Annotated in this window: 5 protein-coding genes; all 5 read left to right on the top strand. The window is 27.8% G+C overall.

The features are described 5' to 3' along the window. The first annotated feature begins 480 nt into the window (after positions 1 to 480). The 5 genes from FVB9532_RS19060 to FVB9532_RS19040 all read left to right on the top strand — a co-directional run bounded on the left by FVB9532_RS19060 (position 481) and on the right by FVB9532_RS19040 (position 4,583). Positions 481 to 1,101 carry a hypothetical protein gene (locus tag FVB9532_RS19060; protein ID WP_150546773.1) on the top strand — a complete coding sequence of 207 codons (621 nt, stop codon included), beginning with the start codon at positions 481 to 483 and terminating at the stop codon, positions 1,099 to 1,101. A 246-nt stretch (positions 1,102 to 1,347) separates the two neighbouring features. Then, the gene (locus FVB9532_RS19055; protein WP_150546772.1) at positions 1,348 to 2,067 is read left to right on the top strand and encodes a hypothetical protein; all 720 of its coding nucleotides are present in this window, start codon (positions 1,348 to 1,350) and stop codon (positions 2,065 to 2,067) included. Between the two features lie 210 nt (positions 2,068 to 2,277). Continuing rightward, the gene (locus tag FVB9532_RS20015; protein ID WP_150546771.1) at positions 2,278 to 2,871 is read left to right on the top strand and encodes an acyl carrier protein; all 594 of its coding nucleotides are present in this window, start codon (positions 2,278 to 2,280) and stop codon (positions 2,869 to 2,871) included. A gap of 149 nt (positions 2,872 to 3,020) precedes the next feature. Next, entirely contained in the window at positions 3,021 to 3,662 is a 642-nt protein-coding gene (locus tag FVB9532_RS19045) for a hypothetical protein (RefSeq protein WP_150546770.1), read from the top strand. Between the two features lie 360 nt (positions 3,663 to 4,022). After that, positions 4,023 to 4,583 carry a hypothetical protein gene (locus tag FVB9532_RS19040; protein WP_150546769.1) on the top strand — a complete coding sequence of 187 codons (561 nt, stop codon included), beginning with the start codon at positions 4,023 to 4,025 and terminating at the stop codon, positions 4,581 to 4,583. The last annotated feature ends 246 nt before the right edge of the window (positions 4,584 to 4,829 follow it).

The raw sequence follows: 4,829 nt of genomic DNA, 5'->3' as shown, positions 1-4,829 counted from the left end.
TCACATCAAAAACCAAATGGCTAATGTCTATTCCAAAATATTTAATATCTTTATTCATAAGAAAATGTTTTTTGAAAGGACAATCTACGCGAGTTTCAACGACTTAAAAGCGAGGTCTAAAAGCCTCTTAAAACTGTACGAAATCTGTGTAGAAAAGAGCGGGGATTTTCAATGTTGACGAAGTCTAAAGCTTCTGCGTATACAATAACCTTATTCCGCTCTTTTGTTCTTTCTGATTTATATCATAAATTTAATGAGAATCAAACTTAAGCCGTATATAAAAAACAGCGGTTTAATCGCTTAATCAAAATAAAAAGAATAAATTAATGGTCGGTTATAATCTGAAAAGTCAGTACGTAAAATACCTAGCTATTTATATATTATGCCGTTTTGATACATATGAAAAAAACAAAATTCAAATATAATTTTATCGGAATTTTTATAATTCTATCTTTTCATCTCAACGCCCAAACATCAAAAATGGAACGAAACTATAATAAAATTCCATTTAAAGATAGTATCACTAAAGATGTTAAAGAACAGTTTAAAAAAATAAATAATTCGAAAAAAGAAATTCTTTTAATTGCTAAAAAATTGAATGACTCGTTATTTTCAATTTTCCTTTATAATAACACTAAAGATTCTCTTAATATCGAACTTCAAAATAGATCTTTATTTTTAATACAAGAAGCTAAAAATAAAAATGGAGAATGGGAACCCATTGAATATCAATCTTTAGCAGCTTGTGCTAATAGTTATCATTACTATAAAATTAAATCTAAAGAAATAATAAGAACAGATAGTAAATCATACAAAGGTGATTTTCAAACAAAAATTAGATTTAAGCTAAACCACAATGATAAAATATTTTACTCAAACTCTTTACCAAGTGGCATTAATGAAAATCAATTTGTAATACCTAAAAACTTAACAAAAGATAGATTATATGGACAATATTTGGATTATGGTGGTAAAAAACTTCTAAAAAAAGTAATATTTATAGAAAAAAATTATAATAAAGAGATTGGTATTCAATATCAGAAATGGAAGAAAGAAATAGAAAGAAAAAGAGCGGAATATTATAAAAACAAGAAAAAATAATACGTGGCACAACAACATATATTACAAATAGCTAAGGCTTTTCTAAACTGAGAATTTCAGTATATTTGGTTAGTCTCCAAATCTTTTGATTTACTGTCGTTTTTATTTTCTGTTTTGGTAGTAGTAGGCCTTCGGTGGGCTTTTTAAAATAAAAATAAAAACACAAAAGGTTTTGACTTGTCACGAATCGAAAATTAACTCATAATGGCACGTTGCTTGCCATATTTAAAATCGTTATCAAACATTATGGAAAAATATAAAGTAAGAACAATATCAGTTTTTCATTTCGTTCTTGCATTTATTACACTAATATTAAGTTGTGCCTTTATAGTATCTAAAATTCAAGAAACGATTAATGAAAAGCCTAATGAATTGATAGTTTTTTTATTTTTTGCTTTTTTAATTTTTGGAATATATTGGGTTTCTGTAAAATTGACATCAGGAATTGCTGAAATTACTTTAACTAAAAGAAAAATTGAATTTAAATGGTTAAAAAAACCAATCTTAAAATCTCAAGATGATCTTAGTTTCGATTTAAATGAAATTGATAGTTGGAATATTCAAAGAGAATTTCATTATGACACATTAGATATAAATTCCAAGTTTTCTAGTATCTCTATTTCGAGATTCCCAGAATGGAGAAATGACAAGGATGATTATCAGAGTTTTATAAATACTTTCACACAAAAAATCGGAAGCATTAATAAAAAAAGACTCAAAAAAATTAAAAGAAATATAAAATCAGATCAAAAAGAAGTCAATGAAAAACCTATAAGAGATCAAGAAGCGATTTTCAATAGTTCGATTAAACCTAAAATTCTATTAGGTGTCTACATCTTTGTTATGATTCTTGGTGTTTTTTATGTGTATAATAATTGGAATACAGGAAAATCAAATATAGGAATAGTAATTGTTGGTTTGATTGGATGTAGCTATTATATAAAAAAATATCGAAATAAAAAATAACGTCTGCCAACACCCATATAACTTGCTCATGTTCCTATATTAAGATTCCCTTAAAGGCTCTTTGGGTGCTAAGCGAGGCTAGCTGTATATATTTGTTATTGGCGCTATTTTAGATAAAAGATAATTTAGTTATATTTGAGATAGTGATTTAGTATATATAAACACAATACGTTTATTCGCATGTTGTAAAACATTTAAACCAAACCTATAATGGGATTAGATTCAGTCGAATTAGTGATGTCAATTGAGGACAAATTTGGAATACGAATTGATAATTCCGAAGCGGAAAAAATTTATACTGTTCAGGATTTTGCAGATATTGTTTTCAGCAGAATTATTACAAATCCGACAGATAAATGTTTGACTCAAATAGTTTTTTATAGAATCAGAAAAGCGTTAAGAAATTTGACTTCGATTGAAAAGGAAATAAGACCTGATATGAAAATTTCGGAATTGTTTACTCAATCGGAACTGAAAGAAAAGTGGAGTCAATTAAAAATGGACGTTGGACTGGAATTACCTGATTTAGTAGCGTTAGATTTTAACCCAGAATTAGGTTCTCACGTCAAAATTTTCGGAATAAAAACCATAAAACGTACAACACCTGTTTCAAAAGGGACATTAAGACAATTGGTCGATTGGACAATATCTTTAAACCGAGATAAACTAATTGACATTGAAAAAATATCAAGCAAATACGAAGTCGAGCGAATTATTTGCGGAATAACAGAAGATAGAATTGGTGTGCCAATAAGCGAAATCGAATTACATCATTCTTTTACAAATGATTTAGGAATTGACTAAAAAACGTTTTACAACAAAACCTATAAACCATTGCTGTGTCTGGTACGCCAAAAATCCTACGGATTTTCTTAAGCTGTTTTTTTCGATGGTTTTCCCTATATTTCAGCAACGCTTTTTAGCCGGGGTGTTGTAGCAAATTTGTACAAAAAATGCAAAAATCACTAATTATAATATTATTTCTAATTTCTAATCTAATTTTCGGACAAGATAAGAATGACCCAACTGAATCATTTGTTACTAAATTAAAGTCCGAAATGATGAAAGAAAATATTTCTAATTTTTTTATAGTAAAACATATTAGCCCTGGAAATACAAGAATAATTGAATTAAAAGATCCAAATAGCTGTAATGAGAATGGATATTATTTTGTAATGTATGCATTTTGGGAGAACGGTAATGAAACTTGGATTAAGAAATATGACAATTGTGGTGAATTTAAAAATGTAAAATTGACAAATTCAAAACCTATTAAATTTTATAAAAAAAATATTGAAAGTCTGAAGATAAACGATGTACAACCGTATATTTTTAAACCAGATAGTATAGCAAATGGTAAAAAATATTCTTTTATATCAGGACGTACTCATACAGCACATAGATATTTTTGGTTTTTTCAAGATTCAACGGAATTTGAAAAAAAATTTGATAAATATAATTTAGAAACAGAAAAAAATAATAAAAATCTCAATTATGAATTAAATAATAATTTATCAATCGTGAAACTAAATATAATCTGTGAAGAAATAATTAATGAAATGGAAACTATGAAAATCTTTACTAGACTGAAATAAAACGTGCTACAATCAAGTACTGTGATAAAAAACAAGTAAAAACTCATTAACTTTTTACTAGAGCACTTCTATAAGCACCATCATATATTAATCCAGATTTTGCTATGGCAAAGTTTGTCTTAATTATTTTTGACAGCTATTGAATATACGTATAATAAACGCTTACTATACTTTTGTTGCGTCAATCATTTCTTGTTAAATGGAGTCGATTGAAGATATTTTATAGCTTTTAGTCCACTAAACCAACGAAATTTATAAGCCTTTAGCTAACCAGCAAGTATAAAAATAAAAAATCTTATATTTAGATTATCAATACATAGTAAATAAACGTCATGCTTTTATTCGCATGTTAGCAAACATATGAAGAAATATAAATTGATAATATTCGGAATATTAAACTTCCTTATTTCCTGCAAACAAACGGAATCTAAAAAAACGACTGAATCAGAAAACAAAAAAATTGCGAAAACAAAAACGGAGGAGGAAAAAGCAGAACTCGAATCGACTTTTGTTTCTGAACCATATTTTGAAAATGACAGCCTAACTTTTACTCTTAAATCAAATTTGGAAAAAATTGCGCTTGACTCAAAATTTGAGATATATAAAAAACCAATCAAAAATAGACACTTGGACAATTTATTTGACACGATTGTTACTAGAACTTATAAGAATACAGAATTGACTTCATATAAAGCGGAAAGTAAAGAATGGGTTTACAAAGCTAAAATCGGAGATGCGGATTTTGAACTAAACGAATTTATAAAAATTGGAACGAAAGAATATGTCCTAGAAAAATCACTTGCAAAAGTAATTAATAATGACACATTAAAAATCGGGAATTTAGAACAGACTTCTGTATTCAATCTTATATTCGAATCTGGAATTCTAAAATCAATTGAATATGACGGATATTTGGACTAAAATACGTTTGCTAACAATGTATAACCGCAATTACGGCGTCCCGCTTGTCCTGCGGGACACTCGGAATTGCTAAAATCTGTGTCAAACCGAAAAATTAACGCATATTAACCCGTAACTGACGGTTATACGAGACCGTTGTAAGTAATATTGACCCGTCCTGAATAAAGGCTACATAATTTTAAACATTATGTACAAAAACGACAAAGTAATCAGACGGTATTCAGAACCCTTTAAACTGAAAATTTT

This window comes from Mesonia oceanica (assembly GCF_902499555.1).
GTDB lineage: Bacteria > Bacteroidota > Bacteroidia > Flavobacteriales > Flavobacteriaceae > Mesonia > Mesonia oceanica.
This window is presented reverse-complemented; position numbering and strand designations above follow the sequence as displayed.